We start from the raw sequence: 16710 nt of genomic DNA, 5'->3' as shown, positions 1-16710 counted from the left end.
ATTACCAGTGAAATATCGTAAAATATATGCTACACTATACATAGATTGTAATTGAATACTCACGTAATCGCTGTATAGGATTCTATGCAGAGGAAAGTCCATGCTCACACAGGCTGCGATGCCTGTAGTGTTCGTGCTTGACGAAATCATAAGTCAAGGTAGCCAAAACGGCTAACGGCAGTGGAAAGTCCTAACTCCTATGACATGGATGACTACACTTGAAAGTGCCACAGTGACGAAGCCGGATTGGAAACGATCCGGGTGGAACGCGGTAAACCCCACGAGTGAGCAACCCAAAAATAGGTAGGGGCATCCTTGATTAGGAAAATGAACCGAAAAAGGGACAGGCATTGGAAACATGTCTGTAGATAGATGATTACGACCGCTGTACAAGGCTGACCACCGCAGAAGTGCAGCGGAACAGAACATGGCTTATCGAGTATTCAATGGTCCTGTATATAACCGAACAAACCCTTTCTGACTGTAACGCAGCCGGAAAGGGTTTTTAATTTTGGCAGATTTGTCTGGAGGTTGTTCAAAAAGCCCGGGTTTGCACACATGCTTCTAGTGCGATTTTTGTTCATTACTCAAGAATGTGGTAAACTATCACTGCTTTTACATTGGAAATGAAAGGAACGTCTATATGGCTCAACAAGTGACATTAACCGCTACAGCTGCTATGGGACTTGAATCAGTGGTGGCCAGTGAAGTAAAACAACTTGGTTATGAAGTGGAAGTCGATAATGGAAAAGTAACATTTGATGCACCAATCAGTGCCATCCCACGCTGCAACCTGTGGCTGAGAAGTGCTGATCGTGTTAAATTACAGGCTGGCCGTTTCCAAGCCGTGACATTTGACGAACTCTTCGAAAAGACGAAAGCATTACCATGGGAAAATTTTATTATGGAGGATGGAAAGTTTCCTGTTTCAGGTAAATCGGTCAAATCAGAGCTGCACAGTGTCCCCGATTGCCAGGCCATTGTAAAAAAAGCAATTGCCGAACGGCTGAAGCTGAAATACGGGGTTGCTGGCAATTTGCCTGAAACCAGTGCTTTGTTTAAAGTGGAAGTGGCCCTTCATAAAGATGAAGCCACGCTGACCATTGACACATCCGGTACAGGACTGCACAAGCGGGGCTATCGCGTAAGCCAGGGTGAAGCACCTCTAAAAGAGACGATGGCAGCGGCACTGATTCTTTTAACCAACTGGAAACCTGACTATCCGCTGCTTGATCCATTCTGTGGTTCGGGAACCATCCCGATTGAAGCAGCACTTATCGGGCAGAATATTGCCCCTGGTTTCAACCGCTCATTTGCTTCCGAGGATTGGGGATGGATTAGAAATAAGCACTGGAATGAAGCCTTTGAAGAAGTGGAAGATAAGGCTGATTATGATCAGGAACTTGCCATTACCGGAACGGATATCGATCACAACATGGCCTCTGCCGCAAAGGAGAATGCCATGGAAGCCGGACTTGGGGATTTAATCAGCTGGAAACAGATGAATGTGAAGGACCTTTCTATCCAGCAAGAGAATGGTTATTTAATCGGCAACCCTCCATATGGACAGCGCATTGGTGATCAGGAGGCAGCAGCGGATATTTGTCAGCACCTCGGCCGTATCATGAAAAACTACCCTTCCTGGAGCGTGTATATATTGACAGCGTTCGACAGGTTTGAGAACGAATACGGTCAACAAGCAACCAAAAAACGAAAACTGTTTAATGGATTTATCCAAACGAACTATTATCAGTATTTTGGTGCGAAACAGTCTTAAATCTATAACAAAGCAAAACCAGACGAGGGAAGGCCACTTGTCTGGTTTTGTTTTTTTATAATCGATCTCATTTCCTAATCCTTAAATGACCGAGTGAATTACCTTTAAAATACGAACAATTAGGTTATTGCGTTTGATTTCCACTTCAGGCTGACGCTTTCACCACTCCGGGTACAAGTGCGACATCTGATCAAGCTTCCTTTGGTCGCTTTCGCAGTGTCTTCTTTGCCGCGGGCTCGCGCTGAGCCTCCTCGCTCGCAAAGTTCGCTGTATGGCGGAGGGCAGTCGACTCCTGCGGGAAAAGCAACAGTTTTAGAAAACAGCCTTTAAAAATTGTGTAATAATTTTGCTGAAATCAACCAGACTAAGAAACAAAAATGGCAGTAGCATCTTATAGGCCAGTGCTGCCGGTAAGATATTACAACAATTTATTTTCTAGCTGCTTACTAACGAAAGGGGATGGGTATGGTTGATAGGGTCAATTGGATTGGGAATACCTCCGTATGATATGCCGCAGCATTCTGTCAAGTCGTTTATCAGCAACGTTTTTGATAAGTCGGCGTCACGGCTGATTGATCGGCTGTTGCCTGTCTTTGACAATGCACAAATTGACAGAAGACAATTTGTCGTTGATCAGGAATGGCTGCAAAATGATCACACGTTTGAAGAGAAGAATGATTTGTATCATCAATGTGCACAAACCTTTTCACTTAAGGCAATCGACGCTTGTCTGACGAATGATCACTTGTTAAATGAAACCATTCCATACGAAGCAATCGACATGATTATTTTTGTTTCCAGTACTGGTATTGCAGCGCCATCTATTGATACATATATCATGAATGAACGACCGTTTCGGGAAGATGTTGTAAGGATGCCTTTATGGGGACTTGGCTGTGCGGGTGGGGCCATTGGCTTATCGCGTGCTTCTGACTGGATTAGCGCACATCCGGATAAAAATGTGCTCCTTGTCTGCTGTGAACTATGCAGTCTTACATTCCAGAAAGATGACCTGCGCAAAAGTAATATAGTCGGTTCCGCTCTTTTTGGGGACGGGGCGGCGGCCGCTTTGCTTATGGGTGAGAAATCCAGCTGGCGATCGGCTGTCAACCATTCCAAACCGAAACCACAAATTCTCCAAACAAGTTCTGCCACAAAGAAAAACAGCCATTCCGTTATGGGGTGGAATATGACGGACAGGGGAATGGAGGTCATTTTCACCAAAAGCATTCCTGCACAGGTGCGATCATTTTGGAAAAAGCATATCGAAACTTTTCTAGCTGATTTTCCATTATCTTATCACCATATCCATTCATTTATCGCACACCCCGGCGGGAAAAAAGTGCTGGAGGCAATGGAAAAAGTACTGCAGGCACCACAAGCAAAATTCATGCATTCGCATGGCGTTCTTCGGGAGCATGGCAATATGTCATCAGCTACGGTACTCTATGTGCTTTATGAATGGATGAAGGAGGATATACCGGAGAAAATGCTAAGTATTGTATCGGCTCTAGGACCGGGATTCAGTTCAGAATTATTGTTATTGGAGTGGAATGAACATTGACGACTTGGATATGGGTTTTTATTTTGGCAGTTATCATGCAACGCCTTGGTGAATTGTATATTGCCAGACGAAATGAAAAATGGATGAAAAGCATGGGTGGAATTGAAAAAGGGGAAAAACATTACAAATGGTTTGTTCTTCTCCATTGCTTGTTTTTTGCATCAGCAATAACAGAAGTATCTTTAAACCCCCAGTCACATGCAGCACAGCTTAATTACTTTCTCCTCTGCCTGTTTTTGCTGATGCAGGCGGGGAGGATATGGTGCATGCATACGCTCGGCCGCTTCTGGAATACAAAAATAATTGTACTTCCTGGAGTGACGGTCATCAAAAAGGGGCCATACAGGTATATAAAGCATCCAAACTATGTGATTGTGGCAGTGGAATTGTTTGTCATTCCGCTTTTAATAGGTGCCCAGCTGACTGCTTTTCTATTTCCGATTTTACATTTGCTGCTATTGAGGGTGCGGATACCAAGCGAGGAAAAAGCCTTAACGAGAGCGACGTGAGGGAAACAGAACCCTTATGGAAAAGCAATGAACACAATGAACAGCATCAAAAAAAGCGGCAATCAGATTAGGATTGCCGCTTTTTATATATGGTTTCGTTACACGTTATTTTTTAACTACGTTTGCAGCCTGTGGGCCACGGTCACCTTCAACGATATCAAACGAAACGTCCTGGCCTTCTTCCAGTGTTTTGAATCCTTCTTCTTGGATTGCGGAATAATGTACGAATACATCATTTCCTTCCTCCACTTGAATGAAGCCATAGCCTTTCTCTGCGTTAAACCATTTTACTACGCCATTTTCCATTATAAATTTCCTCCTAAAACCTTTCACGTAAAACGTGTTAATACAAATCAGATACATGGAATACAAAAAAACAGCCTGCCACAGAAGTAATGGATTACTTGATGCATCCACTTCCACTGGAAGCTGCCTGTCCTTCATGAATCCATACATCTTCATTGCTTGTGTCTAATATAGCTTATTTTAGAACCTCAGTCAAGAATTTACCCTGATTCGATTGTTTTTATACATATTGCTGTAATAGAAATGAAAGCGGTTAAAAGATGTTTAATTTTTATGTAAAAAAAGGTGTAAATGCGTTACACTGGAACTAACAAAAAGGGGAGGGAGCGCGCAGTATGAAAACGGACATTGAAATAGCACAAGAAGCCACTTTGAAACCTATTGGGGATATTGCCAAAGACTTGGATTTAACAGAAGCGGATTGGGAACCATATGGCCATACAAAGGCCAAACTCTCGAATGACTTGCTGCATAAACTGGACAACAAACCAGACGGGAAAATTGTGCTGGTCACCTCCATCAATCCGACAGCTGCCGGGGAGGGGAAGTCAACGGTAACGGTCGGACTCGGTCAGGCGCTTGAAAAACTTGGCCAAAAAGCGCTCATTGCCCTTCGCGAACCGTCGCTTGGTCCTGTTATGGGGCTGAAAGGCGGAGCAGCTGGTGGGGGATACGCCCAAGTACTGCCGATGGAGGACATCAATCTGCACTTTACAGGTGATCTTCACGCCATTACAACGGCAAACAATGCGCTGTCTGCCATCATTGACAATCATATTCACCGCGGGAATGAATTGAATATTGATCCTCGCCGTGTGGAGTGGAAACGCGTTATGGATATGAATGACCGGGCATTGCGGCAAATTGTTGTCGGGCTGGGTGGTCCTTTGCGGGGGGTTCCCAGAGAAGACGGGTTCAATATAACAGTCGCGTCCGAAATAATGGCCATCCTTTGTCTGGCAACAAGTCTTGATAACCTGAAAGAGCGTCTTGCAAACATTGTCATTGGCTTTACATATGATGAAAGACCAGTTACGGTGAAGGATCTGAATATAGAAGGCGCACTTTCCCTTTTGCTTAAAGACGCCATTAAGCCGAACCTGGTGCAGACAACTGAGAATACGCCAGCCATTATTCACGGGGGACCATTTGCTAACATTGCCCATGGCTGCAACAGTGTAATGGCTACTAAAACAGCGGCCAAGCTAGGTGATTACGCAGTAACTGAGGCTGGCTTTGGTGCGGATCTGGGTGCAGAAAAGTTTCTTGATATCAAATCCCGTGCCGGGGACATCAACCCAAGTGCAGTCGTTATCGTCGCGACAGTCCGTGCGTTAAAAATGCATGGCGGCGTTCACCGTGACCATTTGAAAGAGGAAAATATCCAGGCATTGGAAGCAGGAATGGACAATCTGAAGAAACATATGGAAACAATCGATTCGTTCGGGCTTCCGTTTGTTGTAGCAATCAACCAATTCCCGACAGATACAAAGGCTGAAACCGATTTTGTAAAGTCATGGTGCGAATCCCATGGCGCCGATGTGGCATTGACAGACGTTTATGCGCACGGCGGAGTGGGCGGTATCGAACTTGCTGAAAAAGTTATGGCGATTGCCGGTCCTGCTGAAGGAAAACCGAACTATGTATACGACACCAATGAGAAACTGGAAACCAAAATACGGAAAATAGCCCAAAACGTGTACGGTGCACTTGATATCGAATTGTCACCACAAGCTAAAAAACAGCTTGCATATTATGAACAGGAAGGATGGGGAAACCTTCCCGTCTGCATGGCCAAAACACAATACTCCCTGTCAGATGACCCGGCACTGCTCGGACGTCCGGAAAATTTCACCATAACCATTCGGGAACTGCGGCCATCGATCGGTGCTGGCTTTATCGTTGTTCTCACAGGAAACATGATGACCATGCCTGGGCTGCCTGAAAAACCTGCCGCATTAAACATGGATGTCGATAAAGACGGAAAGATTAAAGGATTGTTTTAATGGATACGACCAGGAAATTAGCAAATATCCGTGATTATACCCACAGTATTTTTCAGGATGACAGTACAGGACACGATTTTTTTCATATGCAGCGGGTTGCCCGCACGGCAAGTGAACTAGCGGCAAAAGAGGGGGCAGACCCGTTTATTTGTGAAGCTGCTGCATGGATTCATGATATCGGCGATGAAAAATTATTTTCCGATTCTACAAAGGCGATTCGGAAGCTGGAAGAATTTTTATATTCGATTGATTGTACTGGTGAACAGATCCAGCGTATGAAAGATGCCGCAAAAGATGTTTCGTTCCGTAAAGGCAGGATACCGGACACATTGGAAGGGAAAATAGTGCAGGATGCAGACAGATTGGATGCCATAGGGGCCATTGGTATTGCACGGACGTTGGCTTATGGCGGGGCGAATGGACAGTGCATTTGGCATGACAACGATGAAGAGAAAGAAAACACATCTGTCCAACATTTTTATGACAAGCTGCTGAAGTTAAAAGACAGGATGAACACAAACAGCGCAACACAGATTGCTGCCAAACGCCACCAGTTTATGGAAAGTTATCTGCAGCAATTTTTCCTGGAGTGGGGGAACACACTCTAAAAGTAGGTAGTTCATATTCATTGAAAATCAGCAAGAAGCTTGGAAAAGAGGGAAGTCTCCGATGGCTCCCCTCTTTCCCTATTTACTTATTCCGAATCACCAACAGATATTTTCAATTAATAACTAGCAATACAAATGACATAAGGATAAGAACGAAACTGGAATTTGCATATAAGGAATAATCTGCAAACATTTTATACTTTCTAGCCTCAACTTTATCTTCTTGATCGCCGCCAAAGTTTTGTGTGTTAAGCGATTTAATCTTTTGAAACCGAAAAACACTCATAGCTATTAGGAAGGTAGAGATTGCAATTAAGCTGATTACAGTTATTTCTCCAGCAAAATTAACCTCAGAAAAGTTCATCAAAGCATACACGACAAAAAAACCAACAAATCCACCAATAACAAATCGCAATATAAGTTTCATTTATAACTCCTCCTCCTCAAAGTGGAATACATTTTCAACAGGCTCATTAAAAATACGAGCAATACGAACGGCAATTAAAAGTGAAGGCATATATTCTCCGCGTTCGATTAAACTTATTGTTTGTCTGGATATCTTAGCGCGTTTCGCGAGCTGGGTTTGGTTATAGCCTGCACGTGCCCGAAGCTCTTTTAAGCGACTTCTCAAACCTCATCACCTTCAATTCTTTTGATCTAATAATAATAGTGTATACGATAATAATCATTTTGACAATAATAATTGTCGTAAGTGAAATAATTATTGTCGATTGCGTATGTCAAAACATCTCTATTATTATTGGGCCATTTACCGTAATAACGGGATCAAAATTACAACGTAACTACTACCATAGACTACGACGCCATTTAAATGGCAACGTAATTCACGCACATTAATTTCATTACTGCTACCATACAGTTTATTTTTCTTTGGGAATTGGATTGTGAATAGATTGAACATCTTGTTAAATGTCATTTTTTAAGAAATTGATGCTACATTACGAAAAAGATGCATATAATTGACCGGATAGAGAAGAAACATTTGGGAGGCAGAATGTTCGATGTCGGATGAATACAGCTCTCGTATGGAACGGAGAAAAGGGGAAAATAAACCAAAAAACAAAAATAGAAAACTTTTTAAGAGGATTATTCTATATTGTCTTATTGCAATTTCGCTCGTATTGATAGCTTGTGGGGTGTGGGTGGTTTCAATCATTATGAGTGCGCCGGAGTTAACCCCGGAGAAGCTGCAAACTCCTTTCTCGTCACAAATTTACGATCAAGACGGGGAACTTGTCACAACGCTGTTCAAGGAACAAAATCGGTTGAAGGTCGATATTGGAAACGTTCCGGACCAGATGATAGAGGCTGTAACCTCTATTGAGGATCGACGGTTTTATCAACATAACGGGGTCGATATCTATCGGATTTTCGGTGCACTCATGGCAAATATCGAAAGCGGATGGGGCTCTGAGGGGGGAAGCACAGTTACCCAACAGGTCGTGAAAAGGACGATATTATCGCCCGAAAAAACATTGACTCGTAAAATAAAGGAAGCCTATTTGGCGATAAAGCTGGAACAAAAGTATTCAAAAGATGAAATCCTGCAAATGTATTTAAACAATATTTATTTCGGCAACGGAGCTTATGGTCTGGCAACGGCATCGACAACTTATTTTGGTACGAAAGATTTGTCCGGGTTAAACGTATCGCAAATGGCCTTACTTGCGGGTCTACCGAATGCACCAAGTTATTATGATCCATTTCAACATCCCGATAGAGCGACCGACCGTCGGGATCAAGTTTTGCAGGCAATGGTAGAAACCGGTGCCATTTCGGAGAATCAAGCAAAAAAAGCAGAATCAATTCCCGTTAAAAAACTTGTTCAAGAACAAAAAAAGGTTATTAATAACAAGGATCGACCTTATCAAGCGTTTGTTGACCGGGTGTATCATGAGTTAGTAAACGAAAGGAAAATTGTCTCGGATCAACAGTTTTATCAAGGCGGATTGAAAATTTACACGACCCTGGACACCGATGCACAAAAAGAAGTCTATGATCTTTTGACTTCGGATAAAATCAATTATCCTGACAAGGCATTTGAAGCGGGAATTTCCCTAATTGATACGAAAACGGGGGCCATTCAAGCCATCGGCGGGGGAAGAGATTTTCTTTCCATCGGTGATACCAACTACGGTGCTGAGGAAAAAAATCCTCCCGGCTCAACGTTTAAGCCGATTATTGATTATGGTCCGGCGATTGAACACTTGAATTGGTCAACGAGTCATTCGATCGTGGATGAACCTTATTCTTACAGTGATGGAACACCGATCAACGAATGGGACGGGGAATATTGGGGGTCAATGACCATACGAAGGGCTCTGGCGTGGTCGCGAAATATTCCTGCGTTAAAGACGTTTCAGGTTGTCGGAAAGGAAAAAGCGGCAGGATTTGCGGAACAGCTTGGAATTGAACTCGAGGAACCGATTCCTGAAGCTGCTGCAATAGGAGGCCTTTCCACAGGCGTAACTCCATTGCAAATGGCCGGCGCCTATGCAGCATTTGGAAACGAAGGGGTTTATCATACCCCATATGCTGTAAAGAAAATTGTCTTTCAAAATGGAAAAGAGAAGAAGCCTGAACATGAGCCGGTTCAGGCCATGCATGACTATACAGCTTATATGATTACTAACATGCTCAAAACAGCTATCACTTCCGGAACGGGTACTGGTGCTAACATACCCAGTATTCCGGTAGCAGGTAAAACGGGATCAACAAACATTCCGGAGCCATTGCGACAAGAATATCATATTGGAGATGGTTTGCTCGATTCGTGGTTTACCGGTTATACAACACAGTACACGGCTGCAGTTTGGACCGGTTATCCGAAATTGAAAGATGGAGACGACGTTCATTATATTCGTTATGACGGGTCAGAGGATATAGCAAAAGAAATTTTTCAAGTGTTAATGGAAAATCTGTCTGATTCGGAAACGCCGGATTTCAAAAGACCGGATTCAGTCGGAGAATCAGGTGGTACATTGTATGTCCGAGGGGCACAGCCAACAATCTCCGGTTCGGTCGATGATGAGCAACAAGAGGATGATCATACGGATCAAAAGGAATTTGAACCGCCTGTTCAACAAGAAGAGGAAAACGAACAAGAACCAAATCGTGAGGAACAAGAACAGAAGAAACCGAGGAATCAAAATCAACATAAAGAACCAAAGGACCAGCAAGTCGAAGAACAGAAAAAACAGCAGAATGAAGAACAACAGGATCAAAATGAACAAAAGAACCAAGATCCGGAAGAGAATAAGACCGACCAGACGGATGAAGATTCTCAAGAGCAAGATAAAGATTCTCAAGAGCAAGATAATCAAGAATCCAATCCGGATGAAGGAGAGGATCAGGATAATGGTTCTGACGGAAATACAGAAGATCAAGATAACAGTGAAAAGGGAAATAAAGATGGTGATAACGGAGAAAACTCTGGAGGAGAGGAAAAAGATAAAGAAGATAACCAAAGCCGACCAGACGATACGGGTTGAGAATAAAAGACATCTGACAACCTTTCCGCCATTTACCCATGATAGAAGGACAGAACGTTGGTTTATGAAAAAACGAGCAGGAAGCATATGAAGCTTTCCTGCTCGTTTATTTTCACTCCTGTACGGTTTTTTTTACTCGGTCGCTGCTCAGGAGCCAATTGTGCTGGAAGATCTCCGTTATTCCAAGTAATGCTCCAGTTAAAACAGCTCCCCAGAATGTAACGGCCGTATCAGCCAGTAACATAGAACCAAAGTATACAATTAACGCGGTGACCACGAAATCTAATCCAACACTCAGCCAGTTTGTCTCTTCCCGCAGCATCATTTTTTCCATAAAATATCCTACAAATGCCAAAACAACACCAAGGATGATCGGCTGATACCAGTAGCCAAAGTCGACATTAGGAAAGAGCCATGATGCAGCATATAATCCGATTGGGCAGACGAGTAATTTAACGATTAGGCCAGTCATTGTTTCATCCCACCTTTCTCTTTTATACCGTTATTATTTGCGGTAAAGGTGGATTTATTCCAATAAATTACTGAACTCTTCTTGCCCCAAGGAATCGCTGTTTCCAGTAGGAATTTCCCAGTTTGCTGGTTTCGACACCACGTGATTCTCCTGCATGGATAAACTTATTATCGCCAACATAAATCCCCATATGGGACGGCCCTGGTTTATATGTTTCAAAAAAGACAAGATCACCGACGGATGGCTTGTTGACGGGTACTGTAAAATTCCACACATCACTGACAGTTCGAGGGAGTGTGATATCTTCCATTCGAAAAATGTATTGGATAAATCCACTGCAATCAAAGCCGGATGGGGACTCTCCGCCCCAGACATACGGTGTACCGACCTGTGCGTATGCAGCTTCAACAGCCCTTGAATAATTAGTATTGTTTACTTTGACCTGTTTCGTTTCCTGTTCAGATTCGGCTTCATTCTCTTGCGCTTGCTGCTTGCTTTCCTGCTCGTGATCGGCTTTGCTCTCTTGCACTTTCTGCTGGCTTTCCTGTTCTTCCTGCTCCTGTTCATACAGGGCTGCCAGAGCGTTATCATCGACAAGCTCCATTCCGAATTTATCCTCCGCCATCTCCAGAGCCTTCTGAGTAAGCGGTCCATAAATACCATCAATTTTTCCTTCGTAATAACCAAAATACTGCAGTGCCTCCTGCACGATTTTAACGTCTGAAGGATTCATTTCCGGATGGATGGTATCGGACATTTCGTTTAATTGTTCCTTGTATTGCTTCTTCTCTTCGTCAACGACTGTTTGGAGTGTTTTCAGGTTTGCTTTACCTGTAATCGTGATTTGATGATCCTTCTGAAACTTTTTTAGTGCATGCTCCGTTAATACATTGTACTCACCATCAATTTCGTCATCGAAATAAGATAATCTGTTTAATTTATGCTGCAGGATCCGAACGGCTTCTCCATGCTGTCCGAATTGTAGTTGTTCCTCTTCAAGCAATTGTTCATTTTGAAGTGCAGGATATGCATCAACATAAACGGAAAACGGCTGACTTAACACGTAGCTGTACAAAATAGATTGCTTTACTACATGTTGAACGGAACCATTCAGCATGCAAATATCCCCTTTCATGTGTGACTTGCTTTTAAAAGATTTATGTGCAGGTGAATTTGTTTATGCGCCAGCGAGTTAACGATTGTGTTACAATATGGAAAGGTGGAATCGTCCGTACAGGCTAAATTCGTGTAGTGTCACCGGCACTAGTACGTCCGTCCTGTACGTCGGCAGGCTAAAACCGCGACGTGCTATCGCAACGCCTGCACAGGATCTGGATTTAATTCTTATGGAGGGTACAATATGTTAATAGGTGAACAGGGTTACCTGGACTTATGTAACTACATACTAGAAAATGGTACGAAAAAAACGGACCGAACCAACACTGGAACGTATTCAGTTTTTGGCCAGCAAATGCGGTTTGATCTTAGCGAAGGATTTCCGCTTCTGACAACAAAAAAAGTCCCTTTCCGACTAATTGCCAGTGAACTTCTCTGGTTTATCAAAGGGGACACGAACATACGTTATTTGCTGCAGCATAACAATAACATCTGGAACGAATGGGCATTTAAGAAATGGGTGGAAAGTGATGAATATGATGGACCTGACATGACTGATTTCGGTAATCGAAGCCAGCAGGATATAGCTTTTCGTGAAGAGTACCGGAATCAATTGGATCGATTCAAGGAAAGAATCCTGCACGATCCATCATTTGCGGAAAGTTTCGGGGATTTGGGAAATGTGTACGGCAAACAATGGCGCGCCTGGGAAACATCCCGGAATGAAACAATTGATCAGCTGAAGGAGACAGTGGAGGGCATACGGAGTAATCCCGATTCCCGCCGGCATATTGTAACAGCGTGGAACCCGGAAGATATTCCAAACATGGCACTCCCGCCCTGTCATACACTATTTCAATTTTATATAGCGGACGGAAAACTGTCGTGTCAATTATATCAGCGCAGTGCCGATATATTTTTAGGAGTACCGTTCAATATAGCAAGCTATGCGCTGCTTACACAGCTGATTGCGCATGAGTGTGGCCTTCAGCCAGGCGAATTTATTCACACGCTCGGGGATGCACATATATACACGAATCATGTGGAACAGGTGAAAACACAGCTTGGACGTGACATCAGACCACTGCCGAAACTTGAGATTAATAAGGACAAGGAATCGGTGTTTGATTTTGATATGGATGATTTCAAGCTGACAGATTACCATCCGCATCCATCCATTAAAGCACCAATTGCAGTATAAGAGGTTTATCCTCATTTTTGAACACACACTCGAAAGGAGGTTTGTAGCGAATGATTTCATTACTTGTAGCAATGGACCGGAATCGGGTGATCGGGTCCCAGAATGATCTGCCATGGCATCTCCCGAATGACCTGAAATTTTTCAAACAAAAAACCACCGGTAACACTATCTTTATGGGCAGAAAGACATTTGAAGCAATCGGAAAACCACTCCCAAACCGTGAAAATATTGTCATGACACGCCAACAGTCCAGCTTCCCGGAAGGAGTGGATGCTATCCACACGATTGATGCGGTTCTTGAACGGAATGAAGAGCGTCCTGATGAGGAACTATTCGTCATTGGAGGTGCGAATATCTTCAGGCAGTTTCTTCCCCATGCAGACCGGATGTATATAACACTGATTGATGAGGCTTTTACCGGGGATACCTATTTCCCTGCCTTTGCAGAAGATAATTGGCAGCTGACAGTAAAAGAGAAGGGGGTGCAAAACGAAAAAAACCCTTATGATTATTACTTCCTTCAATATGACCGGATGTAATGGGGAGGTGAAGGCATGCAAGTCAGCGGAATCATTCTCGCAGGCGGGAAATCGTCCCGTATGGGGACAAACAAATCGCTATTGCCAATTGAGACAAAGGCATCCATCGCACATGTGGCAGATGAATTAAAAAAATGCAGCCAGCAAACAATGGTCATTACAAATGAACCTGCCCAGTACACATTCCTCGGATTGGATATGTTTAGTGACCGGTATAAAGATATGGGGCCACTGGCAGGCATGGAGGCCGGTTTGCATTATTCCAGTTCAGATGTGTGCGCATTTGCCGCGTGTGATATGCCGTTTATTGATCAGGAAGTCTACCGCCTGCTGCTGCATTCTCTTGGCAGCCATGATGCGGTAATTCCGGTGTATAATGAAAAAATGCACCCGCTGGCAGGCATATATAAAAAACGAGTTCTGCCGCAAATCCAGAATCTGTTGGACAGAGATCAGCGAAAAGTGCGCACATTGTTCAGGCATATAAATGTCCGGTATGTGTCAGACTATAAAGGACTTCCCGCTCAAATGCTGGAGAGACATTTTTTTAACATGAATTATCCCGGTCAATATGAAGTAGCAAAACGTTTATAAGTTGTACAGCAGCTGTTTCCCGTGTTACACTTTACTCAGCATAGGATGATGTGCAAATAATACGATTTTCTTGTGCGCGTTGGTTCATATATCATACATGATAAGAAGGTGTTTATAATGGCTAATATCGGATTCCCGGGACTCATTCTTATTCTGGTCATTGCACTGGTTATTTTTGGCCCGAAAAAATTGCCGGAAATTGGGAAAGCGGCAGGTCATACATTAAAAGAATTTAAGAATTCGGCTCAGGATTTGACAGGTGATGTTTCCAATGAAGTCAATGAAGCTAAAAAGGCAGTTAAAGGCGATGAAAGCAAATAATCATGCGGAGTGATGATGATGGGGTTAGGCAATATTGGCATTCCAGGATTAATTTTAATTCTAATCATTGCGCTGATCGTTTTCGGACCGTCTAAACTTCCGGAAATCGGTAAAGCGTTTGGAAGCTCATTAAAAGAATTCAAAAATGCCACCAAAGGTATTGTATCGGATGATGATTCCAGGAAAGACGACCATACATCAAAATAAGCGAATGAATAAGAAAGGTGTAGGGGCAACCTTACATCTTCTTTTGTGTGCGTCATAGTGGGAGCGTGAACGAATGGCTGATGAACAGCAATTGGACAATGAAAAAGAAATGAACGTAGTCGGGCATTTATCGGAATTACGGAACCGGCTGATCGTTACAGCGGTGTTTTTTGTTCTATTTTTTGCAGCCGGCTTTATTTATGTAGAAGAAATTTATGATTTTATAGCTGCTGATTTGCCCTTTAAGTTAAGTGTCACCGGTCTTACCGATTTGGTGTCTGTTTACATTACACTGGCAGGATTAATCGCTGTTGTTGGTACATTGCCGATATTGACTCTGCAAGTCTGGTTTTTTATTAAACCAGGCCTGACGAAACCGGAACGTATAACAGCATTAATGTATATACCGATCATATTTATTTTATTCATCATCGGCGTTGTTTTTGGATATATTATTTTTGTTCAGCTGATTGTACCCTTTTTACTATCATTGAATAATGACATGTTCAATGAAATTTTTACATACGACCGTTACTTCAAACTGTTATTCCGGATTGTAATTCCATTTGCTCTGTTTTTTGAAATACCAATTATCGCCATGTTCCTAACCCGGCTGGGAATTCTTACGCCGGAGTTTATGCGGAAGACGAGGAAGTATGCTTATTTAATCCTTGTCATCATCGGTGCATTGATTACACCGCCTGACTTTGCTCTGCAGCTCGTCGTGGCTGTTCCGCTGATTATCCTTTACGAAATCAGCATTTATTTATCAGCGGCTGTGTATCGCAAAAAACTTAAGGAACATCAGAAGTTTATGGAGAATAGTGGCTATGAATAGCAAAGGGGAATACGATGCGTTCATTTTATCATTTTGTACTGACTTATAGAGGAAAAAAAGAGCCGGACGATAAAAGCCGGCTGGCCGATTGGATTTTTTATGATCATGACTTTCCTAAACAATCTGCGGATTATCATGAGATCAGCAATTATCTGGAATGGAACAGTCCTTTTCCGAATGCACTGTCTGTCTTTGATGATTTATGGGAAGCATACCAAGCAATAGATTAGGCAGCAGATTTTTTCATACCGGGACATAAAGTGTGCTTTTTCAGCATTATTCACAGTCTGAATGTAGGATAGTGGAGATTCCTGCGGTTGCCCGGGAAATATTGACCGTGCTTATGGGGGTTTTCATGAAATCGTCAAACTGCCCATCGCCTGAACAGCCCTGAATCACGTATACTTAATGTATAAAGAGTAGGGGAAAGAGGGGAAACTAGGTTTTCTGTTGTGGTATTTGGCATCATACTTACCGGTTCTGTCGGCTTTATTATTGCCTCAGATATAGCAAGTGATTGATTTTATGATGAAGCCTTTCCTAATAGGCGAAGGCTTCTTTGTTCTAAGACTCGGACTTTCCGTCATTATGGTACAGTAGCCTACACTTTTTGAGCATTTGTCACGTACACTAATCTTAATGACCATGATGGAAGGGAAGGGGAGGATCAACATGGTATGGCCAATCCAGCACTACCCCAATAATCATTTTCAAAATCCTCAGGGGTTTTACCCGCCAGGGCCGCCCCAGCATAACACGTCAAATGGGTTACGGCAGTTTTTCACTCCTAACCATGCCCAGCGTTTACTAACGCCTGATAAGATAAGCAGTTTTTCACAAAAATTGGGAAGTGTGCAACAAGTATTAAAAACCGTCCAATCTGCAGCACCAGTCATACAGCAATATGGACCAATGCTTAAAAACCTGCCAATGATGCTGCAATTGCTGAAATCATTGAATGAAAACGAGGAAGTGGAAGAGGAAGAAGAAAATGCTGAAAGCCCGGATGACCATGAACCATTGTCCGATAGCGAAGACACGGAAGAGACACCGGATTTACCTCTGGAAAGCATGAATAACACTGATACAGATGATGCTATAACTAAATCAGGACAATCAACACCAAAGCTGTTTATTTAA

At 43.0% G+C, this 16710-nt stretch carries 19 protein-coding genes and 1 other RNA gene; 15 read left to right on the top strand and 5 right to left on the bottom strand.

The window, feature by feature from the left end:
• The first annotated feature begins 55 nt into the window (after positions 1-55).
• The 4 genes from rnpB (at position 56) to ACFSUO_RS07615 (ending at position 3850) form a co-directional block, all read left to right on the top strand.
• Positions 56-440, top strand: an RNA gene (gene rnpB / locus ACFSUO_RS07630) — RNase P RNA component class B.
• Positions 441-643: 203 nt separating this feature from the next.
• On the top strand, positions 644-1777 hold the full coding sequence (locus ACFSUO_RS07625) for a THUMP domain-containing class I SAM-dependent RNA methyltransferase (protein WP_382392705.1): 1134 nt from the start codon (positions 644-646) through the stop codon (positions 1775-1777).
• Positions 1778-2246: 469 nt separating this feature from the next.
• Entirely contained in the window at positions 2247-3341 is a 1095-nt protein-coding gene (locus tag ACFSUO_RS07620) for a type III polyketide synthase (protein WP_382392703.1), read from the top strand.
• Positions 3338-3850 carry an isoprenylcysteine carboxyl methyltransferase family protein gene (locus ACFSUO_RS07615; RefSeq protein WP_382392701.1) on the top strand — a complete coding sequence of 171 codons (513 nt, stop codon included), beginning with the start codon at positions 3338-3340 and terminating at the stop codon, positions 3848-3850. Before ACFSUO_RS07620 ends, ACFSUO_RS07615 begins: the two co-directional genes overlap by 4 nt.
• Positions 3851-3955: 105 nt before the next feature.
• On the opposite strand, the gene ACFSUO_RS07610 is transcribed toward ACFSUO_RS07615, so the two are convergent.
• Positions 3956-4156, bottom strand: coding sequence for a cold-shock protein (locus tag ACFSUO_RS07610; protein ID WP_135109102.1), 201 nt, complete (start codon positions 4154-4156; stop codon positions 3956-3958).
• 335 nt (positions 4157-4491) lie between these two features.
• Here ACFSUO_RS07610 and ACFSUO_RS07605 point away from each other — a divergent pair, with 335 nt between their 5' ends.
• Both ACFSUO_RS07605 and ACFSUO_RS07600 read left to right on the top strand, forming a co-directional pair.
• A complete protein-coding gene (locus tag ACFSUO_RS07605; protein WP_382392698.1) occupies positions 4492-6162 on the top strand; it encodes a formate--tetrahydrofolate ligase in 1671 nt (556 codons plus the stop codon).
• Positions 6162-6770, top strand: a complete 609-nt coding sequence (locus ACFSUO_RS07600; RefSeq protein WP_382392696.1) for an HD domain-containing protein — start codon at positions 6162-6164, stop codon at positions 6768-6770. The genes ACFSUO_RS07605 and ACFSUO_RS07600 overlap by 1 nt, the downstream gene beginning before the upstream one ends.
• A 112-nt stretch (positions 6771-6882) precedes the next feature.
• On the opposite strand, the gene ACFSUO_RS07595 is transcribed toward ACFSUO_RS07600, so the two are convergent.
• Together ACFSUO_RS07595 and ACFSUO_RS07590 are read right to left on the bottom strand one after the other, a co-directional pair.
• Entirely contained in the window at positions 6883-7197 is a 315-nt protein-coding gene (locus tag ACFSUO_RS07595) for a hypothetical protein (protein WP_382392694.1), read from the bottom strand.
• Positions 7198-7401, bottom strand: coding sequence for a helix-turn-helix transcriptional regulator (locus ACFSUO_RS07590; protein ID WP_382392692.1), 204 nt, complete (start codon positions 7399-7401; stop codon positions 7198-7200).
• Between the two features lie 547 nt (positions 7402-7948).
• On the opposite strand from ACFSUO_RS07590, the gene ACFSUO_RS07585 reads away from it, so the two are divergent.
• Positions 7949-10282: a PBP1A family penicillin-binding protein gene (locus ACFSUO_RS07585; protein WP_382392690.1), complete on the top strand. Its 2334-nt coding sequence runs from the start codon at positions 7949-7951 to the stop codon at positions 10280-10282.
• A gap of 112 nt (positions 10283-10394) precedes the next feature.
• Here the strand turns inward: ACFSUO_RS07585 and ACFSUO_RS07580 are convergent, their stop codons facing one another.
• Both ACFSUO_RS07580 and ACFSUO_RS07575 read right to left on the bottom strand, forming a co-directional pair.
• Entirely contained in the window at positions 10395-10754 is a 360-nt protein-coding gene (locus ACFSUO_RS07580; RefSeq protein ID WP_382392688.1) for a phage holin family protein, read from the bottom strand.
• Between the two features lie 67 nt (positions 10755-10821).
• The gene (locus ACFSUO_RS07575) at positions 10822-11871 is read right to left on the bottom strand and encodes a C40 family peptidase (protein WP_382392686.1); all 1050 of its coding nucleotides are present in this window, start codon (positions 11869-11871) and stop codon (positions 10822-10824) included.
• A 243-nt stretch (positions 11872-12114) separates the two neighbouring features.
• On the opposite strand from ACFSUO_RS07575, the gene ACFSUO_RS07570 reads away from it, so the two are divergent.
• From ACFSUO_RS07570 to vrrA, 8 genes are all read left to right on the top strand, one after another.
• Positions 12115-13071, top strand: a complete 957-nt coding sequence (locus ACFSUO_RS07570) for a thymidylate synthase (RefSeq protein WP_382392684.1) — start codon at positions 12115-12117, stop codon at positions 13069-13071.
• A gap of 50 nt (positions 13072-13121) precedes the next feature.
• Positions 13122-13610 (top strand): dihydrofolate reductase, encoded by a 489-nt coding sequence (locus tag ACFSUO_RS07565; protein ID WP_382392682.1) that lies wholly within the window; start codon positions 13122-13124, stop codon positions 13608-13610.
• Between the two features lie 15 nt (positions 13611-13625).
• Entirely contained in the window at positions 13626-14204 is a 579-nt protein-coding gene (gene mobA / locus ACFSUO_RS07560) for a molybdenum cofactor guanylyltransferase (RefSeq protein ID WP_382392680.1), read from the top strand.
• A gap of 117 nt (positions 14205-14321) precedes the next feature.
• On the top strand, positions 14322-14525 hold the full coding sequence (locus tag ACFSUO_RS07555) for a twin-arginine translocase TatA/TatE family subunit (RefSeq protein ID WP_382392678.1): 204 nt from the start codon (positions 14322-14324) through the stop codon (positions 14523-14525).
• Positions 14526-14543: 18 nt separating this feature from the next.
• Positions 14544-14732 (top strand): twin-arginine translocase TatA/TatE family subunit, encoded by a 189-nt coding sequence (tatA, locus tag ACFSUO_RS07550; RefSeq protein WP_382392676.1) that lies wholly within the window; start codon positions 14544-14546, stop codon positions 14730-14732.
• Positions 14733-14805: 73 nt separating this feature from the next.
• Positions 14806-15570: a twin-arginine translocase subunit TatC gene (gene tatC, locus ACFSUO_RS07545; protein ID WP_382392674.1), complete on the top strand. Its 765-nt coding sequence runs from the start codon at positions 14806-14808 to the stop codon at positions 15568-15570.
• Positions 15571-15584: 14 nt separating this feature from the next.
• Positions 15585-15800 (top strand): YozE family protein, encoded by a 216-nt coding sequence (locus ACFSUO_RS07540; protein ID WP_382392672.1) that lies wholly within the window; start codon positions 15585-15587, stop codon positions 15798-15800.
• 442 nt (positions 15801-16242) lie between these two features.
• A complete protein-coding gene (gene vrrA, locus ACFSUO_RS07535; RefSeq protein ID WP_382392670.1) occupies positions 16243-16710 on the top strand; it encodes a VrrA/YqfQ family protein in 468 nt (155 codons plus the stop codon).

This window comes from Lentibacillus juripiscarius, from assembly GCF_042685205.1.
In the GTDB taxonomy this organism is placed as follows: Bacteria; Bacillota; Bacilli; order Bacillales; family Amphibacillaceae; genus Lentibacillus; species Lentibacillus juripiscarius.
This window is presented reverse-complemented; position numbering and strand designations above follow the sequence as displayed.